This is a genomic window from Synechococcus sp. CBW1108 (assembly GCF_015840335.1).
Classification (GTDB): domain Bacteria; phylum Cyanobacteriota; class Cyanobacteriia; order PCC-6307; family Cyanobiaceae; genus Cyanobium_A.
Genome location: NZ_CP060395.1, coordinates 2,951,888 through 2,973,744 on the forward strand (window position 1 = coordinate 2,951,888; position 21,857 = coordinate 2,973,744).

At 63.4% G+C, this 21,857-nt stretch carries 31 protein-coding genes; 12 read left to right on the forward strand and 19 right to left on the reverse strand.

The window, feature by feature from the left end; all coding sequences use genetic code 11:
• The first annotated feature begins 411 nt into the window (after nt 1-411).
• Together H8F27_RS15995 and H8F27_RS16000 are read left to right on the forward strand one after the other, a co-directional pair.
• A complete protein-coding gene (locus H8F27_RS15995) occupies nt 412-927 on the forward strand; it encodes a GNAT family N-acetyltransferase (protein ID WP_231596369.1) in 516 nt (171 codons plus the stop codon).
• Nucleotides 924-1,328, forward strand: coding sequence for a PPC domain-containing DNA-binding protein (locus H8F27_RS16000; RefSeq protein WP_197149408.1), 405 nt, complete (start codon nt 924-926; stop codon nt 1,326-1,328). Before H8F27_RS15995 ends, H8F27_RS16000 begins: the two co-directional genes overlap by 4 nt.
• A 177-nt stretch (nt 1,329-1,505) precedes the next feature.
• Here H8F27_RS16000 and H8F27_RS16005 read toward each other — a convergent pair whose 3' ends face one another.
• Both H8F27_RS16005 and H8F27_RS16010 read right to left on the reverse strand, forming a co-directional pair.
• The gene (locus H8F27_RS16005; protein WP_197149410.1) at nt 1,506-2,000 is read right to left on the reverse strand and encodes a hypothetical protein; all 495 of its coding nucleotides are present in this window, start codon (nt 1,998-2,000) and stop codon (nt 1,506-1,508) included.
• Entirely contained in the window at nt 1,993-2,469 is a 477-nt protein-coding gene (locus tag H8F27_RS16010) for a hypothetical protein (protein ID WP_231596370.1), read from the reverse strand. The genes H8F27_RS16005 and H8F27_RS16010 overlap by 8 nt, the downstream gene beginning before the upstream one ends.
• A 187-nt stretch (nt 2,470-2,656) precedes the next feature.
• Between H8F27_RS16010 and H8F27_RS16015 the strand changes: the two genes are divergently transcribed.
• Complete coding sequence (locus tag H8F27_RS16015) at nt 2,657-3,508, forward strand: hypothetical protein (RefSeq protein WP_197149414.1); 852 nt, start codon at nt 2,657-2,659, stop codon at nt 3,506-3,508.
• Between the two features lie 427 nt (nt 3,509-3,935).
• Here the strand turns inward: H8F27_RS16015 and H8F27_RS16020 are convergent, their stop codons facing one another.
• Nucleotides 3,936-4,706 carry a TIGR01458 family HAD-type hydrolase gene (locus tag H8F27_RS16020; RefSeq protein ID WP_197149416.1) on the reverse strand — a complete coding sequence of 257 codons (771 nt, stop codon included), beginning with the start codon at nt 4,704-4,706 and terminating at the stop codon, nt 3,936-3,938.
• Between the two features lie 187 nt (nt 4,707-4,893).
• On the opposite strand from H8F27_RS16020, the gene istA (H8F27_RS17810) reads away from it, so the two are divergent.
• Both istA (H8F27_RS17810) and istB (H8F27_RS16025) read left to right on the forward strand, forming a co-directional pair.
• The gene (istA, locus tag H8F27_RS17810; protein WP_231596371.1) at nt 4,894-6,531 is read left to right on the forward strand and encodes an IS21 family transposase; all 1,638 of its coding nucleotides are present in this window, start codon (nt 4,894-4,896) and stop codon (nt 6,529-6,531) included.
• Nucleotides 6,485-7,198, forward strand: coding sequence for an IS21-like element helper ATPase IstB (gene istB, locus H8F27_RS16025; protein ID WP_231596186.1), 714 nt, complete (start codon nt 6,485-6,487; stop codon nt 7,196-7,198). The genes istA (H8F27_RS17810) and istB (H8F27_RS16025) overlap by 47 nt, the downstream gene beginning before the upstream one ends.
• Nucleotides 7,199-7,516: 318 nt before the next feature.
• On the opposite strand, the gene H8F27_RS16030 is transcribed toward istB (H8F27_RS16025), so the two are convergent.
• The 7 genes from H8F27_RS16030 to H8F27_RS16060 all read right to left on the reverse strand — a co-directional run bounded on the left by H8F27_RS16030 (nt 7,517) and on the right by H8F27_RS16060 (nt 11,921).
• Entirely contained in the window at nt 7,517-8,026 is a 510-nt protein-coding gene (locus tag H8F27_RS16030; protein WP_197149418.1) for a hypothetical protein, read from the reverse strand.
• A gap of 13 nt (nt 8,027-8,039) precedes the next feature.
• Entirely contained in the window at nt 8,040-8,621 is a 582-nt protein-coding gene (locus H8F27_RS16035) for a hypothetical protein (RefSeq protein WP_197149421.1), read from the reverse strand.
• Nucleotides 8,622-8,626: 5 nt separating this feature from the next.
• Nucleotides 8,627-9,064: a hypothetical protein gene (locus H8F27_RS16040; protein ID WP_197149422.1), complete on the reverse strand. Its 438-nt coding sequence runs from the start codon at nt 9,062-9,064 to the stop codon at nt 8,627-8,629.
• 11 nt (nt 9,065-9,075) lie between these two features.
• Entirely contained in the window at nt 9,076-10,011 is a 936-nt protein-coding gene (locus H8F27_RS16045; protein WP_197149424.1) for a major capsid protein, read from the reverse strand.
• Between the two features lie 74 nt (nt 10,012-10,085).
• Nucleotides 10,086-10,520, reverse strand: a complete 435-nt coding sequence (locus tag H8F27_RS16050; protein WP_197149425.1) for a hypothetical protein — start codon at nt 10,518-10,520, stop codon at nt 10,086-10,088.
• 81 nt (nt 10,521-10,601) lie between these two features.
• The gene (locus tag H8F27_RS16055) at nt 10,602-11,297 is read right to left on the reverse strand and encodes a hypothetical protein (protein WP_197149426.1); all 696 of its coding nucleotides are present in this window, start codon (nt 11,295-11,297) and stop codon (nt 10,602-10,604) included.
• Nucleotides 11,298-11,300: 3 nt separating this feature from the next.
• Complete coding sequence (locus H8F27_RS16060) at nt 11,301-11,921, reverse strand: hypothetical protein (RefSeq protein ID WP_231596372.1); 621 nt, start codon at nt 11,919-11,921, stop codon at nt 11,301-11,303.
• Between the two features lie 230 nt (nt 11,922-12,151).
• On the opposite strand from H8F27_RS16060, the gene H8F27_RS16065 reads away from it, so the two are divergent.
• The 6 genes from H8F27_RS16065 to H8F27_RS16090 all read left to right on the forward strand — a co-directional run bounded on the left by H8F27_RS16065 (nt 12,152) and on the right by H8F27_RS16090 (nt 15,270).
• Nucleotides 12,152-12,907 (forward strand): C39 family peptidase, encoded by a 756-nt coding sequence (locus H8F27_RS16065; protein WP_197149428.1) that lies wholly within the window; start codon nt 12,152-12,154, stop codon nt 12,905-12,907.
• 10 nt (nt 12,908-12,917) lie between these two features.
• The gene (locus H8F27_RS16070; protein WP_197149429.1) at nt 12,918-13,214 is read left to right on the forward strand and encodes a hypothetical protein; all 297 of its coding nucleotides are present in this window, start codon (nt 12,918-12,920) and stop codon (nt 13,212-13,214) included.
• Nucleotides 13,215-13,500: 286 nt separating this feature from the next.
• The gene (locus H8F27_RS16075) at nt 13,501-13,896 is read left to right on the forward strand and encodes a hypothetical protein (protein WP_197149430.1); all 396 of its coding nucleotides are present in this window, start codon (nt 13,501-13,503) and stop codon (nt 13,894-13,896) included.
• A 306-nt stretch (nt 13,897-14,202) separates the two neighbouring features.
• Nucleotides 14,203-14,445 (forward strand): DUF2811 domain-containing protein, encoded by a 243-nt coding sequence (locus tag H8F27_RS16080; RefSeq protein ID WP_231596373.1) that lies wholly within the window; start codon nt 14,203-14,205, stop codon nt 14,443-14,445.
• 103 nt (nt 14,446-14,548) lie between these two features.
• Nucleotides 14,549-14,779 (forward strand): hypothetical protein, encoded by a 231-nt coding sequence (locus tag H8F27_RS16085; protein WP_197149432.1) that lies wholly within the window; start codon nt 14,549-14,551, stop codon nt 14,777-14,779.
• A 275-nt stretch (nt 14,780-15,054) separates the two neighbouring features.
• On the forward strand, nt 15,055-15,270 hold the full coding sequence (locus tag H8F27_RS16090; protein ID WP_197149434.1) for a hypothetical protein: 216 nt from the start codon (nt 15,055-15,057) through the stop codon (nt 15,268-15,270).
• A gap of 63 nt (nt 15,271-15,333) precedes the next feature.
• On the opposite strand, the gene H8F27_RS16095 is transcribed toward H8F27_RS16090, so the two are convergent.
• The 6 genes from H8F27_RS16095 to H8F27_RS16115 form a co-directional block, all read right to left on the reverse strand.
• Nucleotides 15,334-15,717: a HEPN domain-containing protein gene (locus H8F27_RS16095; protein ID WP_197149443.1), complete on the reverse strand. Its 384-nt coding sequence runs from the start codon at nt 15,715-15,717 to the stop codon at nt 15,334-15,336.
• On the reverse strand, nt 15,704-16,054 hold the full coding sequence (locus H8F27_RS16100; RefSeq protein ID WP_197149444.1) for a nucleotidyltransferase domain-containing protein: 351 nt from the start codon (nt 16,052-16,054) through the stop codon (nt 15,704-15,706). The genes H8F27_RS16095 and H8F27_RS16100 overlap by 14 nt, the downstream gene beginning before the upstream one ends.
• Before the next feature lie 183 nt (nt 16,055-16,237).
• A complete protein-coding gene (locus tag H8F27_RS16105; protein ID WP_197149445.1) occupies nt 16,238-16,519 on the reverse strand; it encodes a hypothetical protein in 282 nt (93 codons plus the stop codon).
• A gap of 17 nt (nt 16,520-16,536) precedes the next feature.
• Nucleotides 16,537-17,406 carry a hypothetical protein gene (locus H8F27_RS16110; protein WP_197149446.1) on the reverse strand — a complete coding sequence of 290 codons (870 nt, stop codon included), beginning with the start codon at nt 17,404-17,406 and terminating at the stop codon, nt 16,537-16,539.
• Between the two features lie 215 nt (nt 17,407-17,621).
• Nucleotides 17,622-17,873, reverse strand: coding sequence for a hypothetical protein (locus tag H8F27_RS17815; RefSeq protein ID WP_231596374.1), 252 nt, complete (start codon nt 17,871-17,873; stop codon nt 17,622-17,624).
• A gap of 17 nt (nt 17,874-17,890) precedes the next feature.
• Nucleotides 17,891-18,070, reverse strand: a complete 180-nt coding sequence (locus H8F27_RS16115) for a hypothetical protein (RefSeq protein ID WP_197149451.1) — start codon at nt 18,068-18,070, stop codon at nt 17,891-17,893.
• Nucleotides 18,071-18,276: 206 nt separating this feature from the next.
• Here H8F27_RS16115 and H8F27_RS16120 point away from each other — a divergent pair, with 206 nt between their 5' ends.
• Nucleotides 18,277-18,531: a hypothetical protein gene (locus H8F27_RS16120; protein ID WP_197149453.1), complete on the forward strand. Its 255-nt coding sequence runs from the start codon at nt 18,277-18,279 to the stop codon at nt 18,529-18,531.
• Nucleotides 18,532-18,839: 308 nt separating this feature from the next.
• On the opposite strand, the gene istB (H8F27_RS16125) is transcribed toward H8F27_RS16120, so the two are convergent.
• From istB (H8F27_RS16125) to H8F27_RS16130, 3 genes are read right to left on the reverse strand one after another with little or no spacing between them, the layout of a single operon-like run.
• Nucleotides 18,840-19,553: an IS21-like element helper ATPase IstB gene (gene istB / locus H8F27_RS16125; protein WP_231596186.1), complete on the reverse strand. Its 714-nt coding sequence runs from the start codon at nt 19,551-19,553 to the stop codon at nt 18,840-18,842.
• Complete coding sequence (gene istA / locus H8F27_RS17820) at nt 19,507-21,066, reverse strand: IS21 family transposase (RefSeq protein WP_231596701.1); 1,560 nt, start codon at nt 21,064-21,066, stop codon at nt 19,507-19,509. The genes istB (H8F27_RS16125) and istA (H8F27_RS17820) overlap by 47 nt, the downstream gene beginning before the upstream one ends.
• Nucleotides 20,984-21,634 carry a hypothetical protein gene (locus H8F27_RS16130; RefSeq protein ID WP_231596375.1) on the reverse strand — a complete coding sequence of 217 codons (651 nt, stop codon included), beginning with the start codon at nt 21,632-21,634 and terminating at the stop codon, nt 20,984-20,986. The genes istA (H8F27_RS17820) and H8F27_RS16130 overlap by 83 nt, the downstream gene beginning before the upstream one ends.
• Nucleotides 21,635-21,857 lie beyond the last annotated feature (223 nt).

The following is a 21,857-nucleotide window of genomic DNA, read 5'->3' on the forward strand; positions in this document are numbered from 1 at the left end:
TGCGGGCTCAGCTGTGCGGTCGGTTGATCGTCAGATCAGGTGTTTTTCAGTTGTGGGCGGAGCTGCCGGCGCTGGCACCTGGGGCCAGGTGTCGAGGGTGACGTTCCACTGGGTCCGGGGCACCTAAGGCGATGCAGTGGACGGCCGTTCAAGCCAGGAACATCAGAGATCCGTTGAGAGTGTTGGAGCAGGGGCCGGATCGTCAGCGCGCTCCTATCTGCTGCTCAGGGGGGTGTCTTTCATCTGTGGAGCCTCCGAATCCCGTTGCAATCAGCATGGATCTGGCGGCAGGGCTGAGCAAGGGCTGAAAGGCGATCGACACCGCTCTTCACGGGAGGCAATGGGCCTTCATGAAGGGGGCTTCATGGCTGACGCCAGGATGCAGCGGCACCTTCGTCCAGCTGGGCCCCAGTGGCATCCCCCCTGCAGATCCGCCCCTATGAGGCGGCCGACTGGCCAGCGGTGTGGACGCTGCTGGAGCCGGTGTTCCGCGCCGGTGAAACCTTCCCCCACGACCCAGCCATCACCGAGGCCGCAGCCCGGGTGGCGTGGGTGGAGCAGAGCCAGGCGGTGATGGTGGCCGCCGATGCAGCTGGAAGCCTGGTAGGCACCTACTACCTGAGGCCTAACTCCCTGGCCCTCGGCGCTCATGTCGCCAACGCGGGCTACGTGGTGGCCGAGCACTGCCGCCGCCAGGGCATCGGTAGCCGGCTCTGCCAGCACTCTCTTAAGGCGGCGCGGCGGCTGGGCTTTCGCTCAATGCAGTTCAACCTGGTAGTGAGCACCAACGCAGCAGCCATCCACTGCTGGCAGCGCAACGGCTTCCAGGTGGTCGGCACCCTGCCGGGGGCGTTCCGGCACAGACAGTTGGGTTACGTGGATGCCCTCGTGATGGTGCAGTCCCTGCTGGAGGGGCCCAATCGATGAGGGTGGTGCCAATGCGCTTCAGCCCCGGCGACGACCTGCGCCTGGCGCTGGAAACCTGGATGGCTCAGCAGCAGGAGCAGGCTGGCTGCGTGATCAGCGCCGTTGGCAGCTTGTCGGTGCTCCAGCTGCGGCTGGCCGGCCAGCAGAAGAGCACCACGATCACGGGCGACCTGGAGATCCTCAGCCTCGCGGGCACGCTCTCGCCCGATGGGGTTCACCTACATGTGGCAGTGGCCGACAGCCGCGGCACCGTGATCGGTGGCCATCTCTGCGCCGGCTCGCTGGTGCGCACCACCGCTGAGCTCGTGGTTGGCCTGCTGCCGGAGTGGCGCTTCTGCCGGCAGCTGGATCCGGCCACCGGCTATGCCGAACTGCGGATTCATCCTCGGGATCTGGGGTGAGTTGCGGCAGCCGCCGCTCCACCTGCAGAAACACCAGCCAGGCCACGCCTGCACTGATGCCGCTGGTCCAGTCATTGCGCAGCAGTTCCACTATTGCCGCCGTGCTGACGCCAACGCGCAGGCCGCGCAACAGGAAACGGCCCAGCACCTCCAAGCGTGAGGACTCGGCCCCCGTCATCAGCCGACCAACAGCGAACGGATCAGCTCTTGGAGCCCTTCAATGCGCTGCACCAACTTTTGCTCCATCAGATTCAGTCGCTGTAGCAGCCGCTCTTCGAGCTGCGCGGCTTGGAGCCCTGCTGTGCTGGAAGCGCGCCGGCTGGCCTTCACGGGCCAGGCACCGGTGCGGAAAGTCTGCTCCAGCTCCGCCCAGGTGGGCTTCTTGGGAGCGGGGCCCAGGCGCTCTTCTGCCCAGACCTGCGCATCGGCCACCCGACGGAATCGGGTCTTCAAGGCGTGGAGGGAGCACGCCTCTGGAGCCAGCAGGGCCTGGGGCGCGAGCGCGGTGGTAGCTAGCGGGACCGTGCCCGCAGCAGCGGCCGCAGGGCCGGTAAGGTCCTCCACTATCTGTCGCACGCTGGCGTTCTGCTCTCCGAGGGTGCGGAACAACTCGGCGTCGCTTTTGGACAGCCGGGCCATCAACTCGGCAAAGCGCTCGCTTAATTCAGCCATTGCTGGAGGCTCCTCCGCGGAGCAGGTCCCGCATCTTGGCGATCAGTTCGGTGATGCGCAGGATGCTCCAGAAGCCCGCCTGCTCCTTGGCCTCATCGAGGTCGGTGAGCAATCGATCGAGGGCCTCTTGCTTGCCTTCAAAGAGCTCCAGTTCCCGGTTCAGCTCCTGCGCCAGGGAAAGGGCCTCGGCTTTTTCCTTGCCGATGGCCACCAGTCGCTCCTCATAGCCATAGAGGGTGGCCAGGAAGCGATCACGGGCCTCGCGCAGCTCGCGGGAGCGGCGCTGCAGCTGGCCGCGGGCACGTGCCAGCGAGGCATGGCTGTTGCGCATCGCGCTGTAGGTGTGCGCGATTTGCTCCGGGGAAAGGCCACTGAGATCGCGCGGAAAATCGCTGGTGGCACGGATTCCCTTGCACTCCGGCGAAGCAGCCACCAGGGCCGAGTCAGAGCTCGCCGGGAGGTCATCCACAACCTCAGTCGGATTCATGGCGGCTGGTCGGGCACTCCAGCAAAAGCCACCGGAGGGCCAGGAAGCAACACCAAAACGGCTGGGCATGCGAGTTCCGCATGGCTGGCACCTGCGGCGGTGGCGCCTGCATGGCGGCTGACTGATGCTGATGGCAGTGGCGGCAACGCCAACGCAATGCTGCTCGTCGATGGCCCAGCAGAACAACGGATGCGCCACAGGCTGCGGCACCTTGCTGGCTCTGGTGGCCCTGGGCTTTGTGCTCGCCTACTGGCAGGCCTTCCTGATGGCGGGGCTCTTGATCCTGGCCACCGTTGCTGTGGTCTATGCACTGCTGCAGCAGAACCACCGGCAACTCCAGGCCTTGGTGGAAGCCGCGGATCGGCGCGTTCGACAGGCCCCTTGCCACATCAAGGAAAGCTTTGGCGTGATCCAGTCGGTCAAGTTGTCCGGCAACTTGCAGACCCCGCGGATTGACGTGCGCTGCCGCACGCTTACCTCCAACAGCAAGAAGCTGACCACCGAGGAGGTGTTTATCAGCCTCAGCCCACCGGCCGAGCGGATGCAGCTCCGCTCCGCCAGCGGTGTAGCCAACTGGCTGAGCGGCGGTGGCATCGCCCAGTTGGAAGATCTCTCCGTGGAGTTCAAGGCCGTCAAGGTGGCGATGGAGTGCCTGCGGGAGCGGTCGTGGACCAACAAAGCCCTGGGCAAGATCGATGGGCTGCGCTCCTCGGTGATCGACACCCTGGCCAAAGCCAAGGGCAATGAGTTGCTGGAAGGAGCCATCCCCCAGCTACAGCAGGCCTTGGATGCCTTCAATGGGGAGCGGGAGAAGCTGCAGTTGGCCAACCACAATGCCGGCGAGATGCTGCGCAAGCTGCACGATTTCCTCAGCGTCCCGGAGGGAATCCGGCCGATCCTCAACTTCGATGTCGATCAGCTGTTCGATCCCCAGCGCTTCTCGGTCCTGGAGCAGTCGTTGTCCGAGGTGGTGTTGCTGAACGATGCCTTCCGCCAGCTCTCAGAAAACCGACTGGCCTGAGTCGTCAGCACAGCCAGCGCCAGCCTGGCCACCCCCAAGCGCAGCCGTGACCAGACCAATGAAGCCGTACTAGTAAAGGCGTACGCATCTGGAGTGGTTCATGTGTGTCCCGTTGCCCCTGTCGGCGGTCTTGGCGCCCCGACTGGAACCCCCAGTTGAAGAGTGGCCGTTTCTCGATGAGAGCGTGCTGCTCAGGAAATACTGCCGCAAGGAGGTCTGCATTACCTGTCACAGTTTCCCCACCACGCGGGGTTGAACTGCATCTCGGCGATGACCTGTCAGCTGCACCAGGGCCTGATTGTCCACGGCGAGCACCTAGCGAGCCGCTGCCAAGGTTGGACCAATGACATGGTCCGCCAGAAGGGCTGGGCGCCTGAGGTGGCCTGAGCGGTGCTGCTCTCTTGCAGCACTTCCTGATGTCGTGCCTTCACCAGCCGAGCTGTTTCGGCAGGGCCCCGATGCCGCTGATGACGGCGCAGCCCCTGGGCAACTGAGCTTCGTCGCCTGGGCGGTACTTGCCGGTCTGAACGAGCCAGGCCCTGAGACCTGCGGCCGCGGCGCCGCACACATCGGCCTCCACGTCGTCGCCCACCATCAGGCAGGCATCGGCCGGCAGCCCCAGTGAGCGCACCACCTCGGAGAAGAACTCCGCCGAGGGCTTGCCCATCACCAGAGCGGTGCAATCGGCGCCGTACTCCAGGGCCTGTAGGAAGGCCCCGGCATCCAACATCCAGCGCCCCGCCTCCCGGAAGCGGCGGTTGCGGCCGATGCCGATCAGCGGCGCCCCCTGCATCAGCAGCTCCAGAGCTCTGTTGAGGTTGGCGTAGCTGAGCAGATCACGGCCATCCCCCAGCAGAACGCAATCCGGCGGCTCGCCACTGCTGCCGGCGAACAGCGGCGCAATCGCCGGATGCACCAGGGCCAGGGGGTGACGGTGTTCTCGCTCCAGCCAGCTTCTGGCCGCCAGGGGAGCGGTGGCCAGTTCGGAGGGCTCCGCCGCCAAGCCCAGCTGCTGCAGATCCTGCAACAGGTCGTCGTGATGGCGGGTGGCGGTGTTGGTCACAAAGCGGATGGCGACCCCCCTGCGGCGGGCCAGGTTCACCGTGTCAACCGCCCCCGGCAGGGCGCGCTGATCCTCGATCAGAACCCCCTGCAGATCCAGGAGCAGGGCCGAGGGCCAGGCCTTGTCTGGAGCCATGGGGAGCCCTGATCAGAGTGCTGCAGACACCTTGATGGTCCTGGAGGGTTCGCTTCTGCTGCTGGTGAACAGCTCGATCGCCTCGCCGTAGCACCGTCACCCCATGGAGATCACCGTGAGCGAGGTCAGCTGTCCGCCGACAATGAAGTTGGCCGGTCGGCGACAAGCTCGTTGGCCGGTGGGGTGAGTGCTGGAGACCCTGGTGCCGATGCGCAGGGACCAGGTGATGCCGGCACCACTGACAAGCCACCAACGCAATCTGTTCATGACGAAACGACGAGGCGGCAGCAGCCAGGAGGCTGCTGCCGCGGCGGCGGGCATCTCAGTGCGCAGTGCTCGCCGGATTGAATGCAATCAGCTGCAGCCGCGGGCGAACCAGCCCCGTGGCCGCACCCGCCCCGATCCGCTGGTAGGGGTATGGGAGGAGGAGCTGGTGCCGTTGCTGCAGCGCTCACCCGCGCTGACGCCGATCACGCTCCTGGAGCATCTGCAGCAGCAGAAACCTGATGTGGACTGGATTCCGCTACAGCGCACCCTGCAGCGCCGGGTGCGGGAGTGGAAGGCACTGCACGGCCCGGCGCCGGAGGTGATCTTCCCTTTGAGCTATGAGCCTGGCGAAATTGCCTTCTGTGACTTCACCCAGCTCAAGGGGGTGGAGGTGACGATCGCCGGCCAGGTGTTCCCCCATCTGCTGTTCCACTACCGCCTGGCCTGGAGCGGCTGGAGCTATGCGCAGGTGGTCCAGGGCGGCGAGAGTTTTGCAGCCCTCTCCGAGGGTCTGCAGAACGCTCTGGCTGCCTGCGGCGGGGTGCCAGGTGAACTGCGCATCGACCGGTTATCAGCAGCGTGCCGTAACCGCAACGGCAGTTTCAGCTCCGACATCACCCGCCGTTATCACGCCCTCTGCAGCCACTACAGCCTGGCCTACAGCCGCAACAACCTGGGGGTGGCGCATGAGAACGGCCGTGTGGAGAGTCCCCATGGCCATCTCAAGCGGCGGATCGAGCAGGCGTTGCTGCTGCGCGGCAGCAGTGATTTCGAGTCGCTGGCTGAATACCAGGCTTTTCTGGCCGCGGTGATTGACCAGTACAACAGGCCGCGCCTGATCCGGCTGGAGCAGGAGCAGGCGGCGCTGCGGCCACTACCGCGGTTTCGTTTTGCCGACTACGACATTGAACAGCTCACGGTGCGGCGCACCAGCACGATCGAGGTACGCAGAGTCGTGTATTCGGTGCCGCCGCGGCTGATCGACCAGCGGCTGACGGTGCGGATCTTCCACGACCGGCTGCAGCTGCTTCTGGGCCGGCAGATCGCCTGCGAACTGGAGCGGCGCCACGGCGGTGTCGAGCGTCATGGGCGGGCGTGGAGCATCGATCTGGAGCACCTGATCGATGCGCTCAGGCGAAAACCCCGGGCATTGCTGCACTGCAGTTACCAGCGGGAGCTGTTCCCCGATGAGCGCTGGTGGCAGCTGTGGCAGCAGCTGCGCAATGGCGGTGACCGTGACGCCGCCGCCCGATTGATGGTCGAGGCGCTGTATGTGGGCTGCCGCCTGGCGGGCTACGAGCCAGTGCTGGGTTGGCTCGAGAAGGCCCATCAACGGCAAGGGCTGTCGCTGGCGGCGCTGCAGCAACGCTTCCGGCTGCCGCCCCATCGCCCCCACCCACCGCAACGCATTCCCCAACACAGCCTGCAGAGCTATGACGACCTCCTTGCCCTCCATCCCGCGGCCCCAGGCGGCGGAAGCCGCCCTGCCGATCCTGCTGCGACAGCTGCGGTTGGCATGGATCCGCTGCCACTGGCAGAGCATCGCCTCGCAGGCTGAGGGCGAGGGCTGGAGCCCCAGTCAGTTTCTCTATGCCCTGTGCGAGCAGGAAATGGAGCAACGCCAGCAGGCCCGCCAGCACCGGCTGCTGCGCGCGGCCCAGCTGCCCTGGAGCAAAGCGCTGGCGGACTACGACCATGGCGGCCGGATCGAGGCGCACCGATGGCAGGAACTGGAGGCCTTGAGCCGCCAGAGCGAGTGGCTGCAGCGGGGCGAGAACGTGCTGCTGTTCGGCCCCAGCGGTGTGGGCAAGACGCACCTGGCGGTCGGCATCGCCTTGGCGCAGATCGGCCTGGATCAGGCCTGCCGCTTCTATCCCGCCACGAGCCTGGTGCAGGAGCTGCAGAAGGCCCGCGCCGAATACAACCTGCCGGCAGCGCTGGAGCGGCTGGATCGCTACCCGCTGCTGCTGATCGATGACATTGGCTATGTGCGGCGGGATGAACAGGAGAGCAGCGTGCTGTTTGAGCTGATCTGCCACCGCTACGAGCGCCGATCGCTGCTGATCACCGCCAATCAGCCGTTCACCGCCTGGGATGAGATCTTCCCCAGCAGCTCAATGACCGTGGCGGCGGTGGACCGGCTGGTGCACCACTGCCACATCGTCGAGATCAGCGGCGACAGCCACCGCCGCGCCCAAGCAAGCCGGCGCAGCGGCAGCAAATAGCCACAGCAGCCGTAGAGAAGCGGAGAACAGCCCGGGAGATTGTCGTCCGGCGACAACCTGGTGCCGATGGTGCCAGACCCCGGCGGGGAGCTCCGCGCTGCCGGCGGACTGTGCGGTCCGCCGGCTCGTGCGCTCCAGGGCAAGGCTCAGCAGAGGTCTCGGCGCCTAACCGGCCAACGTGGTTGTCGCCTGGTGCCGATCAGAGGAAGTCAGTGCTGGCAATGGCTCGGACTGATGTGTGGCTCAGTTTTCGTGTCGCCTCCAGCGTCATCGCCCCCCAGTTGTCGCCGGCGACAACTGGGGGGCGATCAGTTCCCCTCACCGGCCAACTTGATTGACGCCAATCGGCCAAGGGGGTTGACGCGGGACACAGCCCGCCAGGCTGAGCAGCAAGGACGCCGTGATGCCATTGCCGCTGAGTTCAACCTGGAGCGTGTAATCGCTGCGGCCTGCGTAGCTGTGTCGCAAGCGAGCATTGCCGTCAGCGGCTGCCGGCCAGGGCAGGGTTTCGGTAAGGCCATCACCCCAGTCCAGCGTCACCGCATTGGGGGGAGTCAGGCGCGGGTTGAGCAGCAGCTCAATCGGGATCAGGCCGCCTGACTCCTGGCCAGCCGGCTGCCAGCTCAGCTCGAGGTCGGCAGCGGGGATCGGCGCACGGCCAAAACCCAGCTGCTCCCAACGCTGCACCTCATTGGGCGGCACCCAGAGCGGCTGACCCGGGCAACCCAAGGGCGGCAGCAGGCGGACCAGCTGGGCGCTGATGCCGCTGCTGCTGATTGCTGGGGTGCGTGTCGCACCTTTCGGTGCGCTCTGCTGTGTCAGCGACATGCGGTGCTCCTCCTCAGATCAGGGGGTCATCCAACAGCGCATCCGGGTGTGGCCCATCGATCGCTGTCACGGCCTGAAGTTCCAGGGAGGTGGCCTGCTCCACCAGCTCCGCCTTGGTCTGGCTGCCATCGAGCTCGACCCCATAGACACTTGAGCAGTACTCAGTGATCTGGGCCTTGGTCATCGCCTGGAAGTCGCTTGCCTTCTCCACCGGTAATACCTCTGCTGTTTCAGCGTCAGGGCCCACCTGCGGTTCAAAGGCTGGGTCAAGTTCAGAACTGGGGTCGCTCTCGTCCACTGCAGGTGATGTCTGAACGTCCAGCACTGCCATATCCAGTTCTGGGTCAGGGGCTGGATCTGGGTCTGGGTCTGGGTCTGAAGGCAAATTTGGGTCGAGTTCGAGGTCCAGCTCCAGCTCAGGCAGCCGTGGTTCCGGCGCCGGTAGACCAGCAGCCGCCTGCAGTTGCCAGCCCAGGCTCTGCCAGCCGCCCAGATGCACCGGCCAGATGAACCGGTAGCTGCCCCCCAGCACGATCCGCACCATCCCCTCGGGAGTGGCGGGGTCACTGAGGTCATGGCGAACAAGAGTCGTCATGGCCATCAGGCGGGGATGGTGGCGGTCAGGCCCACGTGCATCCCCTCCGGTGTGGCGGGGGAGACGAGTGCCTTGGCAAAGCAGACCGCCGGCAGATCCACATCCGCCAGATCAGCGGCATTGAGCTGCAGGTCACGACCGCTGAGGAAGGCCTCCACCCGGCCGCCCTCTGCCGGCAGGGCGACGGTGGCAGCGCTGATCCAGTTGCCGGTGGTGCCATCACGCAGCACCGGGGCCAGCAGTAGCTCCACCTCCACCGGGCTATCGGCGCCAGGGTGGGACACCACCAGCGAGAACCGCGATGCAGCATCGAGCTTGGTGTTCAGCAGCACCTCCTCCCCTGAGAGGAAGGTGTGCTCGCTATTGCGGATAGCGCTGCGGTTGGTCCAGCCCACCAGGGTGGTCTCCGCATCCAGCAACGGGTTGCCGTTTCCGTAGGTCATGGTTGTCCTCCTCAGGCTCCAGCGGGGGTGATGTTGAACAGACGGCCGCTTGCACGCGGATGCAGCACGGCAAAGCCCACGTACCAATCGACGCGGGTGCGGAAAACAGGTGCATCAGGCACCTCACCGAGGTCCCGCACCGAAATCCCATACCGGCCCTGGAACGGGCCCTGCAGACCGGTGACGCCCTGATCACCAAAGGTGCAGCAGTAGATCGAGCTGGTGCCGGCCGCCTCGTCGTAACCCATCACCTCGACGCCCTGGGCATCGCGGTCCACCGTGAGGATGTCGCAGTCCTGGTAACGGTGCACCGTCATCCCGTAGGAGTTGGTGCTGGTCTGGTACACGCCGCCGCCCATGGTGCTGCGGGCCAGGGCATTGAGCTGGCGGCGCATCGCCTTGCTCATCACCAGCACCTTGCTGCCGCCGTAGGCATTCACCGAATCGATCAGCTCATCGAGCCGATCGAAATCGAGCGGAGCACCAGCAGATCCGGCGCCAGCGCTGTTGTCGATCGCCATGGTGTCACCGGGCGGCAGGCGCTTGCTCAGACCGTCAAAGGCCCGCGGGTTGGCAGCGGTGTCACCGTTGATCACGGTCGCCTCCAAGGTGAGCCGCATGGAGCGCACCTTCATCTCGATCTGGCTGGCACGGGCCTCAGGGCCCATCAGATCCACGATCGAGCGGTCCACATCCACGTCACCGCCAAAGAGGTGCACCGCTTCTGCGCGCTGGTCCACAACGCCGTAGCTCTGGGTGTAGCCCTCATTGACGGCGCGGAAGCCCACCGAGGGCAGTTCCTGCTCAGCGGAATAGAAGAGGCCGCTGCCGGCGATGTTCATGAACGGCAACCGGGCGAGCAGTTCGCCCTCTGAAAACGTCTTGAGCACAGCGAGGTGCTCGAGCCGGTTTTCGTATTTGGCTGCCTCGATCAGGGTGAGGCCCATGGCTCAGGGGGCAGCGCCCCAGGGAGGTCAGGGGCTATTGCCGAGCTGGGCCATCGGGGCCGATAGCGGCTGGCTCAGCTGTTGGTCAGCTGGGGCGGCAGGCCGCTACGAATCCGACGTTCGAATTCACTCTGGATCTGGTCGAGGTTCACTGTCAGGCAGGCGTTCTGCTTGCAGAGCTCGCGTAGCTGCTGGAGGTTGTCGCGGATCATCCCCAACTGGGCGATACGGCCATCGAGATCACGGCACTGATCCAGCACCAGGAAGGACTGGTTGATGGCGTCACTGAGCAGCAGTGCCCGATCAATCGCCAACCGCTCAGTCGCTGATAGGGAATCGGCGTCGGCCGAAAGCTTCTGGACGACGTTCTCAGTGGTTACCCCATCGATCTGGCGCGTCTTGCCGGCAGGTAGAGCAGCCCTGGTCACTGGCTGGCTGGACGCGAGCAAAGCCTTGAGCAGGCAACTGCCGCACCAGGCAAAACCAACGACCAGCAGCAGGATTCCCATGGCAGCAGGGGTGGACGTTCAATAGTAAGTACCCGCCCCTGCTCAGTGATTGAGAGCAAGGACAGGACTGGATCGCAACTGCTAGAAGCCTAGAGATTCAATCTTCGGGGGGGCTTCTGGAGACCAGTTTGCGTAGACCTTTTTCCATGCCGCTACGGTGTCTTTGCCAATCTCAGAGAGCACCGCACTCCCTGTTCCCTCAGTGGAGAAGCGGATGTAGCCGTTCTTGCCTGCCGGGTAGTTACGCAGGGCAGCGGCGACTTCGCTTGTCACCGTAAATCGACCATTGCAACCTTTGATGATCAGAAAGCTATCGCCATCAGAGATCCAAAGAATGTCTGCCTCGAAAGGCACAAATGTGGCAACTTTTTCGCTAAACCCGCCGCCCGTACTCAGCAGCCAATACCCCCATATGGTTATCCCAAAGCGACCCCATGATGAAAATACCTTAGAGCCACCCGGCACAAAGTTCTGATCATAAACCCCAACTGACTGACCAGTTACCGGATCATTCAGGGCAAGCGCCTGCGAAAAGGGGAGGTCGTTTTTGGGGAACCGAAAGTCAGAGTTCAGCTGGACGTCTTTAAGATCACTGTAGCCACTTGGCAACACAGTCTTGCTGACACGAGTGACTGTTGACTTGAGACTTTTCTCACAGAAGACATTCTGGGCAGGTGTGCCTGTCGCGTTGCCTACATTGCCGATTTGAGCAAGACTTGGCCCGCCAACAGCTGACAGGGCAAGGCCGATAGCAATTTTAGTAAATGCGTTTTTCATGATTTAGAGAACTTGATCATACTGAAGCAGGCGAAGCATCTTGGCGTATTCACCCACGGCTTTGGTTGAAATGTTGACCATGAAGTCACCCTCGCTGGTTGTTGCCCGCAAGGTGAGTGGAGATGAGGGTGCGTTGATAATGGCCCTCCTCAGGCCGCTTGGAATATAATAACCACCTCGAGCAAGAATTGGCAGTCCATAGGACTGGCCGTTGATCTGCGCTGTGACTTTGGTGGGATATTGGTAGATCAATGCACAACCAGCACAACCCTCGTAGCGAAAGAGCCGGAGGGCAACGGGATAGAAGACGGCTTCAAAGCCTCGGCTGGGTGCAGAGCTATCAAAATCCTTGGTTCGAACAGCTGGTATCTCGCGTGATGTCTCCGGATCCTTGTAAAATCCAAACACATCAAGCATGCATTGATCAAAGCATATTGGAACCTCAAGCTTGACCCGCTCAAGTTCCTCTGGCTTCCATTCCCCAATCGCGAAGTGACACTCCTTTATCTGAGGATCTTTAACGCAAAGCGCAGCCAAGCTGCGGGATTCTTTCAGCGCGACAATATTGTAATCAAGGCTTGTTGAGCGAAAACTCTGGGCTTGTGCTGCGGTGAGGCTCAGCACGGTCGCCAAAAAGCTAGTGGCAAGGTCCCTTGATCTCATAGGCGTTATCCAATTTGCGGATCCTACTCATGGATGGACAGTTGTGATGTCTATGCAGATTATGCATGGTTTGTGTATTCACTTCAGGCGCGTTGCTCAGGCTCGGCACGGCTTGATTGCCAGCACTGAATGGGACTGGTCCGTTTCGCTGATCAACCAGTTCGGCAACAGCAGATGTCTGCCCTGTTGCCATGTCCACCACCCCAGCTGTAGGGACTGACTCTTCCCCCGCCGCCCAGGCGCCGTTCACAGCTGAGCGCTGGCGTCAGTTCTGGGACAACTGGAAGGCTCAGCCCCAGCAGCTGGAGGGCATCGAGCAGTTGCGGCTCGCCGTGATCAGCGCTGACCCGGAGGTCCTCACCGAGGCGACACCCTGGCGGCAGACCTTCTCCTCGGCCCCACCGGCTCCCCCAGCAGCGGCGCATGCCAATCCCCTGCCGGTGGCCTGGGAGAACCAGAACGACAACGCCTCAGGCACCGGCTACCGCGAGTGCTTCTCCAGCAGCTGCGCCATGCTCGCCCGCTACTGGGGCAAGGTCACAGGCGACGACGCCTACAACGTCATCCGTGCCCGTTATGGCGACAGCACCGATGCCCAGGCCCAACTGGCCGCATTGCGCTCCCTGGGGCTGACGGCGAATTTCGCCACCAATGGCGACCGCAGCGATCTGGAGGAGCAGATCAACCTGGGCCGACCGGTGGCGGTGGGCTGGCTGCATCACGGTTCGGTCTCGGCACCTTCTGGTGGCGGCCACTGGAGTGTGGTGATCGGTTTCACCGAGGCGGTCGCGATCCACAACGACCCCAATGGGGAAGCCGACCTCGTGCCTGGTGGCTACACGAGCAACACCAACGGCGCCGGCCAACACTACAGCTGGAAAAACTGGCTACCCCGCTGGGAGGCCGATGGCCCCGGCACCGGCTGGCTGCTCAGCTGTCATCCCTGAGCTGCTGACCATGGCAGAAGCACCGCAGCCGCTCACACCCCTGCCGCCAGGGCCGCAAGGTCCCAAGCAACCGTTTGATCGTGAGCGTTTTGTCTTGAAGACCCTGGCGGTGGTGATCGCAGCGCAGCTGCTGGTCTACGGGCTGGCTGCCGGAATCTGCGGCCAGCGATCCATGGCTGGCCGGGCCGTCGGCCAAGTGTGCCCAGGCACTTTGCAGCAGCTGCAGAGCGGCTTTGATTCCACCCTCAACCTGCTGCTGGCGCTGTTGGGGGGAGCGGCCATTTCCAGGGTGGGGCCGCCGTCTTGAGCCAGAGCAGCTCAGACCCCACCCCAGCCAACCGTTACGGCCTGGGACGCAGCACCAGCCAAACAATCAGCAGGATGCTGCTGGTGCTCACCACCGTGAAAATCCAGTCGGCGTGGGGCGTCCAGGGCATGGGTTCAGCCTGCCGCAACGAAAGCGGCTTCTGCTGGCCTTGTTTGGTGCAATCAGCCAGCTGGGAGCCACGGCACTTATCAACTGATGGCGATGGCCTTGCGATCGGCATCAGTGCCGCCACTCCCCGCCAAAGTGGCGGGGAACAGATGTAGCCATGGCCCGCTTTGAGGCGCTGATCACCCCTGTTGCTGCTGGCAGTGAGCTGCGCGGTGAGCTTGAGCAGATTGCCCAGCTATGGGGCGGGGCGCTGACCTGGCTGGATCGGCGCAATGTCTCGATAGACCTTGTCTCGGCAGGAATGCCAGTGAAATTGCTGCTGGAGCTTCAAGGCGGCGATGCCCTGGGCATCTTGGTCACCAGCCGGGAAGGGATGGGTGCTGGAGCACCCCAGAGCCAGAAGCTCCTGGATCAATTGCTGAAGGCGCTGCTTGAGCGCATGCCCAAGGCGCAGGTGGCATTTCGCTCGGACCGCGATGGCCCGATCCGTCAAGTCAAGGAAGGGGCTATCAAGCGACACATCGCGATTATTGGGGCTAGTAGCGCCGATTGATCAGCAGCAGTAAAGAGCGAGTTTCGCTGCCTGGAGCAGGAGTTCTCCCCAGCTATTCCCCAGTCGTTTCAGCCAAGACTCATGCCGAGCGCAAGCTCCCAGCACCTGCCGTGGGAAAACGCAGCGAGCCTTGACAGCAGCAGGGCTGCGGCAGTCGCTCCAGGCTCAGCGTGTTCACCATGAACGCCTTGCCCGTCATAGCAATGGGTCTTGCAATTACCCGACAGAGTCCCGCAATAGGACCTGCCTTTGACGGGCGGGAGGATGCCGTGGGGTGATGGATGGGTTGAGAAGGTTGACGACGCCATGGCTGAGATCCCGGATGCGATGGCGGCCCACGTGAGTGTGGAAAACCAGTTTCCTGAGGATCTCTATGAGGCGATGCTGATGTTCATCAGGTCTCGGCAGGATATGGACCAGTACCGATTGATGCAGGCAGCCGTTGCGAGCTTCCTGTTTCAGCAGGGCTGCAAGCAGCCAGTGGTTGTGCGCCACTATCTCGATGGAATCTTCCGCCGTGTCCCGGGGGTAGGCAGCAAGAACAGCTGAGCAGCAGCCCAACGGTTGTCCTGGGAGCGCCAGAGGACCTCCAGTTGAGAGCTTGACAGCCCCACCGGCACCCGACTTCTGCAGCAGAGTGGCCGGAATGGAGATGCCACCGCCAGCAACACCAAGTGAGAGCACAGAAGCGATGGTGCGCCACATCGACCGCGAACTGCTCGAGATCAAGCAGGTCATCCGCCGCTGCAGCGGTGACCCGGTAGCCGAACCAAAGCTGACGGGAAGCTGGATGGCCCACCTGCTGATCTGCAGCAAGGAGCTGCTGCACAGCTTGCTGATCGACACCGCCCAAAAGCCCCAGCGGATCGAGCCACAGGCGTAACGGTGCCCAGATCTACGTGCCTGCCCTGAGGCGTTTCGCTGTGACCGGCCAACTTCATTGTCGGCGAACAAGCTTTTTTGATGCCAGCCAACGGCAGAGGCACCACTGCAGGCGCTCAGTAGCAGTGCCGAGCTGACCGGATGGGTTGGAGCGAGGGACCCCAGCACCGTGCCCGAACGGCTTGTATTGGCAAGGGCTACGCAAGCGGCGTGCCGCCGCCCCTGCCTTCCCCAGCGCACGTCGGGCGGATCGGTTGGGTCCCTCGCGCCAATCCCATGGCCGTCATTTCTTTCCCCTGCTGTGAAATCCGCCGCGTGGTGGTGCACTTCTATCCAGAAGGCATCAAAGGCGGTGCCCATCCCTGCGAGCAGCAGTTCTTTGGTCGTCGCGGCAAGCCCGTCAAAAAGATGCGCTTTGTTCCGGCTGAAAAGGCCTTCTCGATCGCCAAGGCGATGCAAGGCACCAAGGGCTGCACCGTCTCGGTGATCTGATGCCCCATAGGGGGCCTGATCGGCCCCCTTTTCATCACCCACTGGCAGCGCCCAGCTGGTGAATCAGCAGCCTCTGCGCACAATCAGCTCGACGTGATCGACCAGCTCCACAGCCCGCTGTTGCCAGTCCCTGCGGTCCAGTTCCATCGGCTCTGGCTCAGCGTCGTAACGGAACTGGACGGCAAAGACGGTGAACGCTTCCAGGGCCAGGAAGGGCTCAACATCACCGCCAGCATCGGCGACCCGCTGCAGCAGGGCCGTGAGGTTATGGATCAGCGGTGGCTCCTCGCCAAGGCTAAACAACCAGGCCTTCAGGGCCTTTTCCACCGCCTGCTGAATCTGAAAGCCCCAGCTGGATTCATCGATGGACGGGATCTGCAGAACCTCGGCTGCTTTGAGATCGCGGCGAGCGATACGCAGCAGGGCCTGGGCCTCAGGGTTGGTCATGCAGCAGCCGTCCTTCTCGGTAGGCCCTCGAGATCACGTGGCTGAGCCATTGGCGCCGCTCGGCCACCTGGCTCTGGGAATAAAGCAAGAGGTCAATGGGGATGCGGTTGTGGGCGAGCCGGCGCCAGAGCTTGCCGAGGGTGTCAAAGCGGTTGTGCTGCTGTAGCCAGCTGTCGCTGGCGGTGATCAGCAGGTCGATGTCGGAATCAGGGCGCGCATCACCCCGGGCGTGGGAGCCAAACAACCGCACTTCAGCGCCAGGAATCTCATCCCGGATTTCAGCTGCCATCTGCTGCAGCTGGATTTCGCTGATCGTTGCGGCTGGAGCTGTGGTCATGGCAATACCTCGACCCTCAGGATGACGCGGCCTGGTTGAAAAACACAAGTCTCGGCACTACTGGTCAACGGCCTAGCCATAGGGGCAGGCAGTTCCAGGTCTCCTGCTTCCGACTCCTCTCCACCCACTCCCGCCTGCTCGGGATTGCGGGGTGTCGTCGCAGCGTCGCACCGATAAGCGTGCTCACAACCAGTGGCGGTAGCGGCTGCGCTGGCGTCTGGCCGCTGTTCGTGCAGCAGCGCTGCCGAACTGGGGGCTACTGCCGTCCTTGCGGCGCTGCACCCATACTCCTTTACGAATCAAGCGACTGTCAGCTTCGTTGGCGTGACGGGCTGAGAGCAGGGTGCCGTAGCCCGCTTTATGGCGGCCACGGGCTCTAGTACGGGCCTGGGCAGCTGTGGCCGCCGGCACCACGGTGGCTGTCGAGCGGCGGCTCCAGAACACCAGGTAGTAGCGGCTGGCCATCGGCTGGACTGCTGTGCTCAGCGGCGTGGGCTGCGGCCGTTGGTCACAAAACCAGCCCGGTAGAGCTCACTGGCGCTCATCGCCTGGGGGTTGAGCACCTCGCCAAAGGCACCGGCCGTTGCAGCGGTTCCCAGCCCCGGGGTGCTGGTGATGGCACTTGCGCCCATGGCGCCGCGCTGTTGGAACAAGAAGCCGTAGACGGGATGAATGCGCAGCTGATCGAGGAAGTCAGCGGTGCTCAATGGCCGCCCGTCATCGCCCAGCAGAGGCTGGCCCTGGCTGTCCAGTGGTTCCAGCACATCGATGCCGTCCTTGCCGGCACTGAGACGAAAGCTCTCGCCCAGCTGCCCCTTAAAGACATCAAAGAAGGTGCCGCGCCCGTCGCCGCCGGTGCGGCCCTCGGCTTCTGAGAAAGCGCGCTCCAGCAGCCGTTCCTTGCGCAAGGCCAGCACCAATGCCTGGGCACCATCGCGCTCAGCCGCAACGGTTGCCACCTTCTTGGCAGAGGCTTCTTCCATCTGGCGTTCGCGTAGCTCCACCTGCTGCTCCAGCAGTTGCTTCTGCCGTTCTGCCTCCTGCAGGCGGGAGTATTCCTCCGGGTTGATCTCGGAGAAGCGGGTCAGCTGCTGCCGTACGCCACGCAGTTCTTTTTCAAGGTGGTTGGTGCGGCGCCGTTCGGCCTTGAGGGCCTCGCTGAGGCCGTCCTTGCCTTGGGCGGCTAGGTCGTGGCCGCTGGGAGCAGGGTCGTCGGTGCTGCCACCGTTGTCATCAGAAGAACTGTCCTGCTCATTGGCGTCCGTGTCGCGGAGGTCCAGCAGCTCGTTGCCTTCACCCGCGCTGCGGGAAGTGTTGATGTTGGTGCTGGAGGATGTGGTGCTTGTGGCCATGACCCGTCTCGGCTGTCAGTGGGAGTGGCAGCCCGTCGCGGCGCTGCCAATACCTGTTGCCGAGGCGGCTCTGCTGGCGATCGATGCAGAGCCTTTGCTAATTAGTGATGCTGCCAGCGCTAGCGACAATTCAGGGCACACATGCACAACTGCCAACTCGATGGCATCCATAGTCAAAAAAGACTGTGTGATCTTTTTTCTTCTGCCGTGCAGCCTTACTTGCGATCAAGCTGAGCGAATCGCCGTTCACTAATGATCTTCGCAAGTTCCAGGAAATAGCCAGCGGTACACCACCTGCCATGGTTGCGGTCGCGATTGACTACATCAGTCCTGACCTCGGCAGCCTCTGCCATTACAAGATCTAGCTGCCCTTGAGGCAACTCATAAAGCTCTTGGAGCTCAACCGAGCGGTCAAGCAGGTGACTTTTAAACCACTTTGGGCTAAGTTCTTGAGGAGGGATATCCAAATGGAATCAATTCTCGCTTAGAACTCGCATTCTACAGCATTGTCCTCTTCTTGCCATTCATCCATAAAGTCCTCGAAGCTTGAGTGGAAGCCAGGGTTGTTTAGATAAATCTCCGCGAGATCATCCAAGGCGACAAATTCAGGGATGAACGCACCAGGCTTTTGCTTGTAATCGTGCAAGATTTCTTCCTTATTCACTTTCCTAAATTCCCAATTACCCAGCATAGGCTCCGCTGCCAGGGCGGAGGTGGCGAATGAAGCCCTCTCGATCTATTGAGTGAGTGCATAGATTCCGGTTCTTCTCGGGAGATTTTTTTGGGAGAATGCCCGTGAAGACTCTGGTTTGCCGTTCCCCATTAGCGCTGCCGGTTCCTGGATCCCTGCAGGGAAGCAGGGTCAGTCCATTGGCGAAAGCAGCCCAGAGGGCGTCTCGCTACTGCCTGGGTTTCACCGTAGCCGGGCTGCGGCCTGATCTGGCCGCCGTGATCGCCCCGTCTACTTGGCAGAGGGGGGGATTGGAGCGCCAACATCTGCAACTGCTGTTGGCGAAGGGTACGAGCGATGAGCGCAGCGCCATGGGCTGGTTGGTGAATCAGGTGTCCCGCGTCAACCCCCTTGGCCGATTGGCGTCAATCAAGTTGGCCGGTGAGGGGAACTGATCGCCCCCCAGTTGTCGCCGGCGACAACTGGGGGGCGATGACGCTGGAGGCGACACGAATACTGAGCCATCCATCGCTCAGAGCCATTGCCAGCACTGACTTCCTCTGATCGGCACCAGGCGACAACCACGTTGGCCGGTTAGGCGCCGAGACCTCCGCTGAACCTTGCCCTGGAGCGCACGAGCCGGCGGACCGCACAGTCCGCCGGCAGCGCGGAGCTCCCCGCCGGGGTCTGGCACCATCGGCACCAGGTTGTCGCCGGACGACAATCTCCCGGGCTGTTCTCCGCTTCTCTACGGCTGCTGTGGCTATTTGCTGCCGCTGCGCCGGCTTGCTTGGGCGCGGCGGTGGCTGTCGCCGCTGATCTCGACGATGTGGCAGTGGTGCACCAGCCGGTCCACCGCCGCCACGGTCATTGAGCTGCTGGGGAAGATCTCATCCCAGGCGGTGAACGGCTGATTGGCGGTGATCAGCAGCGATCGGCGCTCGTAGCGGTGGCAGATCAGCTCAAACAGCACGCTGCTCTCCTGTTCATCCCGCCGCACATAGCCAATGTCATCGATCAGCAGCAGCGGGTAGCGATCCAGCCGCTCCAGCGCTGCCGGCAGGTTGTATTCGGCGCGGGCCTTCTGCAGCTCCTGCACCAGGCTCGTGGCGGGATAGAAGCGGCAGGCCTGATCCAGGCCGATCTGCGCCAAGGCGATGCCGACCGCCAGGTGCGTCTTGCCCACACCGCTGGGGCCGAACAGCAGCACGTTCTCGCCCCGCTGCAGCCACTCGCTCTGGCGGCTCAAGGCCTCCAGTTCCTGCCATCGGTGCGCCTCGATCCGGCCGCCATGGTCGTAGTCCGCCAGCGCTTTGCTCCAGGGCAGCTGGGCCGCGCGCAGCAGCCGGTGCTGGCGGGCCTGCTGGCGTTGCTCCATTTCCTGCTCGCACAGGGCATAGAGAAACTGACTGGGGCTCCAGCCCTCGCCCTCAGCCTGCGAGGCGATGCTCTGCCAGTGGCAGCGGATCCATGCCAACCGCAGCTGTCGCAGCAGGATCGGCAGGGCGGCTTCCGCCGCCTGGGGCCGCGGGATGGAGGGCAAGGAGGTCGTCATAGCTCTGCAGGCTGTGTTGGGGAATGCGTTGCGGTGGGTGGGGGCGATGGGGCGGCAGCCGGAAGCGTTGCTGCAGCGCCGCCAGCGACAGCCCTTGCCGTTGATGGGCCTTCTCGAGCCAACCCAGCACTGGCTCGTAGCCCGCCAGGCGGCAGCCCACATACAGCGCCTCGACCATCAATCGGGCGGCGGCGTCACGGTCACCGCCATTGCGCAGCTGCTGCCACAGCTGCCACCAGCGCTCATCGGGGAACAGCTCCCGCTGGTAACTGCAGTGCAGCAATGCCCGGGGTTTTCGCCTGAGCGCATCGATCAGGTGCTCCAGATCGATGCTCCACGCCCGCCCATGACGCTCGACACCGCCGTGGCGCCGCTCCAGTTCGCAGGCGATCTGCCGGCCCAGAAGCAGCTGCAGCCGGTCGTGGAAGATCCGCACCGTCAGCCGCTGGTCGATCAGCCGCGGCGGCACCGAATACACGACTCTGCGTACCTCGATCGTGCTGGTGCGCCGCACCGTGAGCTGTTCAATGTCGTAGTCGGCAAAACGAAACCGCGGTAGTGGCCGCAGCGCCGCCTGCTCCTGCTCCAGCCGGATCAGGCGCGGCCTGTTGTACTGGTCAATCACCGCGGCCAGAAAAGCCTGGTATTCAGCCAGCGACTCGAAATCACTGCTGCCGCGCAGCAGCAACGCCTGCTCGATCCGCCGCTTGAGATGGCCATGGGGACTCTCCACACGGCCGTTCTCATGCGCCACCCCCAGGTTGTTGCGGCTGTAGGCCAGGCTGTAGTGGCTGCAGAGGGCGTGATAACGGCGGGTGATGTCGGAGCTGAAACTGCCGTTGCGGTTACGGCACGCTGCTGATAACCGGTCGATGCGCAGTTCACCTGGCACCCCGCCGCAGGCAGCCAGAGCGTTCTGCAGACCCTCGGAGAGGGCTGCAAAACTCTCGCCGCCCTGGACCACCTGCGCATAGCTCCAGCCGCTCCAGGCCAGGCGGTAGTGGAACAGCAGATGGGGGAACACCTGGCCGGCGATCGTCACCTCCACCCCCTTGAGCTGGGTGAAGTCACAGAAGGCAATTTCGCCAGGCTCATAGCTCAAAGGGAAGATCACCTCCGGCGCCGGGCCGTGCAGTGCCTTCCACTCCCGCACCCGGCGCTGCAGGGTGCGCTGTAGCGGAATCCAGTCCACATCAGGTTTCTGCTGCTGCAGATGCTCCAGGAGCGTGATCGGCGTCAGCGCGGGTGAGCGCTGCAGCAACGGCACCAGCTCCTCCTCCCATACCCCTACCAGCGGATCGGGGCGGGTGCGGCCACGGGGCTGGTTCGCCCGCGGCTGCAGCTGATTGCATTCAATCCGGCGAGCACTGCGCACTGAGATGCCCGCCGCCGCGGCAGCAGCCTCCTGGCTGCTGCCGCCTCGTCGTTTCGTCATGAACAGATTGCGTTGGTGGCTTGTCAGTGGTGCCGGCATCACCTGGTCCCTGCGCATCGGCACCAGGGTCTCCAGCACTCACCCCACCGGCCAACGAGCTTGTCGCCGACCGGCCAACTTCATTGTCGGCGGACATGCCGGCCAGGTTGCGGATCAGGCAGCAGGTGGGCCGCTCCGAGGCGATCACCGTCACCTCCTGCCAATGGGGGTGGGCCAGCAACGGCTCGATCCAGTCGCCGTAGTCAGAGGCCCGCAGATCCTGCAGGTGCTGGCCGGCCTGGTGGCGAAGCTGGGGCAGAGGATGAAAGCAGGCCTTGAGCAGGGACTCCAGGGCCTGATGCACGGTGTGACCGCGGGGTTCCCACTGGTGGCGGGTGGCCTCGATGCGGGCCATCGCCCACTCGCTCTTAGCCGAGCCGATAACGCTGGTGATCGACACCGGAAACAGATGGTCCCCCAGCCAGTAGCGGTGCTCTGGATCTGTACGCCGCAGGCCTCGGATCGGTGGCAGCCAATCGCTGGGGGCAGCGATGGCAGAGCTGGTTGTGGTGAGAGGACACCAGATCACCACAGCCTCACATGAAACACTAAATTCGTTCTTTTCTTTGTATTCGCTTCTGGCGCAGTGGATCTGGGGTGGTCTGGGCTCGGCGCATTCTTTCGATTCTTGGACATTCTTTGGCCCCCAGGAGGCCACAGACCAAGCCCCTGAAAGAACACAAAGAATGGCCAAGAAATCACACCCCAAAAATCACTGAGACCGCCTGCAGCGCAGTGGAGGGAAAAGAAAA